Source organism: Streptomyces sp. WM6378 (genome assembly GCF_001279695.1).
Classification (GTDB): Bacteria; Actinomycetota; Actinomycetes; order Streptomycetales; family Streptomycetaceae; genus Streptomyces.
In genome coordinates this window covers 1-2,525 of sequence record NZ_LGDD01000090.1, presented here as the reverse complement: position 1 = coordinate 2,525, position 2,525 = coordinate 1, and the positions used below count along the sequence as shown (strand labels likewise).

Below are 2,525 nucleotides of genomic sequence, written 5' to 3'. Positions count from 1 at the left end.
CTGATCTGCCAGGAGTGCGAACTGCCCGTCGCCCTGGGCGATGTCTGTCGCGGGGCGCAGGTGGCCGTGTGAAGGGCGGGGTTCGAGGTTTGTCCGGCCCGACCGGTTGGGTCGGGTGTGCGGTGGGGGAGACTGGGCGGGTGACCACAGACCCACGCAGTCCCTTGGACAGCGACACGCCTTCCTTCAGTTCTCCCGAGCCGGCACGTCCGCGTCGGGAGCCGCGCTCGGCGGCCGACGCTCCGCCCGCTACTTTCCTCGAGCCCCGGCTTCGGCCCGACCCGGCGGCCGACGCACCCATATCCTGACCACGCGGCAGGATCTCCCTGCCCGACTCCGGGATGCAGCTGCGCGATCGTCTGCTCGCTAGGGCGGAGCAGAGGCGCGCCAGGTCCTTGCGCCTGTGGACCCTCCCGGGGGTGGATCACCCGCCCGCCGGGTGGACCGCAGTGCGGCGGCAGCTGCGCTCATGAACCCTTCAGGAACCAGGAACCTCAAATAGAACGCCGCGAACACCAGGACGATCCCGACGTTCACCATCAGCCGCTCCCAGAACTGGTGCCTGAAGAGCAGAACGTCCACCCCGATCACGACGGCAACCAGCGCGAGCACGTAGAGCACGACGACTGCCTGTCTTCCCATCCTTCCTTTCTACTCCGTGCGGTGGCGGCGGGAGCGGAGCCGGAGCGCCAGAATCTCTCCGACCGAGGTTGCGCGGTCACGGGGTGCCCGCGCAACGGCGACGGCGGGCCTCGCTGTCCTCGCGATGAGTTTCCGAACGGCACAGGTCTGCCTTCGACCGCTGTTACGGCTTCGCCCCCGTCACTTGGTGCCGCGGGAGGCGTCCCCTGGGCTCACACGTCTCACTCTCCAGGGGCCACGATCAAGGGGGAGATTTCAAAGGAGAGGCCGTACGGGGCTGCGGCCCGTACCGGTCAATCGCCTATCTCATAGCGGTTTGCCGAGGACGCTGGCCGCGCGTCGCCGGACACCGCGATGTGGCCGGTCGCCTTCATGGCGGCCACTGCCGCCTGCGAGGCATCGAGAACATTCGCCTGTGAATGGCCCTGAACATTGGGCGCGTACAGGCCACGGCAGATTAGTTCTAGCTCGAAGTCGTACTGGTTTCCGGCGGCGTCCTGAAGCCCGGTGGTCACCAGGCTGATCAGCTCTTCGGTACAGCCCGTCGGCTTGTTCGACGTGGTCGGCAGCGCACCGCGGGCGGTCGATGTGCACGGCGACTTGGTGACGTTCAGAACCAGGTGATTCCTCACCCCGGGGGCGAACATCCCGAGGTTGTCCCGGATCATGCGCAGCGCCACGTCTTCGGCATGCTCGTTTCCGTGCGTCTGTGACCGATTGGACTTCGTAACAGCCAGATCGATCAGGTCGTCACTGGTCTTGTACATGATGGAGAGGAAGGTGGACTGGCCCGAGTTCTGCCACTGCTGGGTCGTCAGGCTGTCCGTGTTGTTGACCCCGAAGCTTGTCGGCGTGCGCTGGATGTGCTCAGCTGCCGAGGGCTCATGTGCTGGGGCAGCCCTCACCACCGTGCTCTGGGGGGATGGGCGAGCCATCGCTCGTGTCGCGTTGGTTTCGGCTTCGCGTTCGTACCGGTCAGAGGGGTCGGAGACTTTGAGTCCGGTGCCGTTGTCGGTTCCGGCGACGGGGCCTTGGCGTTGTTGGATGACGTGGGTGAGTTCGTGGGCGAGGGTGTGTTTGTCTCCTCCGCCGTTGCCGATGACGACGTGGTTGCCGGAGGTGTAGGCGCGGGCGCCGACTTCGGCGGCGGAGGCTTTGGCGGCGCTGTCGTTGTGGATGCGGACGTCGGAGAAGTCGGCACCGAGGCGGGATTCCATGTCGGTGCGGGTGGCGTTGTCCATGGGGCGGCCGGGGGCGCGTAGGACGTCGTGGACGGCGGAGCGCTGCACTGCGGGCTGCCCGGCGGCTTGTTGGTGGCCGCAGCCGGCGCTGTGCTGGTGCTGCTCGGGCTGGGCCCAGCTGTGTCCCGCGGCCCGGAGCATCTGGACGACGGCAGTGTTGCCCGCGCTGCTCTGCAGGGCATGGAGCCCGCCGGGTATGCCGCCACCCGGGGCGGGAGCCTTGGCGGCGGAGCGGGCGGGCTTTTTACCTTCGGGAGTCTGGGCCTGTTCGTTGGCGTGCATCGAGTCCTCTCACGGGCTGCTGCTGGGCGGGGGGTTGGGCCGATAGGGGTGTCGGCGGAGGCACCCTCTGACTCTACGGTGGCAGCTTGCGTGGCCTCGCGCGGTCCGGCTCGGCGCACGGTGAGTGGGCGGCGGCGCCCGTACAGACCGAAGGGGACGCCCGTGCGAAGGAAGCGTCCCCTTAACCGGCCGGCCCTCGGGAACAGGCCAACCGGCCCACCAGCCGGCCCGCTCGGCCCCTGCCCAACCGGGGGTACGGCCAGGAGGGTTGAGGCAGGCTCGAAGAATATGGCGGCCGTACCCCTCTCCCGCGCCGACCATCGGCCAAGTCTTCGTGCCGGAAGGGGCGTTGTCTCGAAC

The 2,525-nt window shown here is 68.1% G+C and carries 1 protein-coding gene and 1 pseudogene; both read right to left on the bottom strand.

Features of this window, described 5'->3' with window-relative positions:
* Positions 1 to 366: 366 nt before the first annotated feature.
* On the bottom strand, positions 367 to 642 hold the full coding sequence (locus tag ADK54_RS10460) for a hypothetical protein (protein ID WP_053725295.1): 276 nt from the start codon (positions 640 to 642) through the stop codon (positions 367 to 369).
* Positions 643 to 1,496: 854 nt separating this feature from the next.
* Positions 1,497 to 2,165 (bottom strand): annotated as a pseudogene (locus ADK54_RS10455) (DUF4157 domain-containing protein); the annotation flags it as partial.
* Positions 2,166 to 2,525 lie beyond the last annotated feature (360 nt).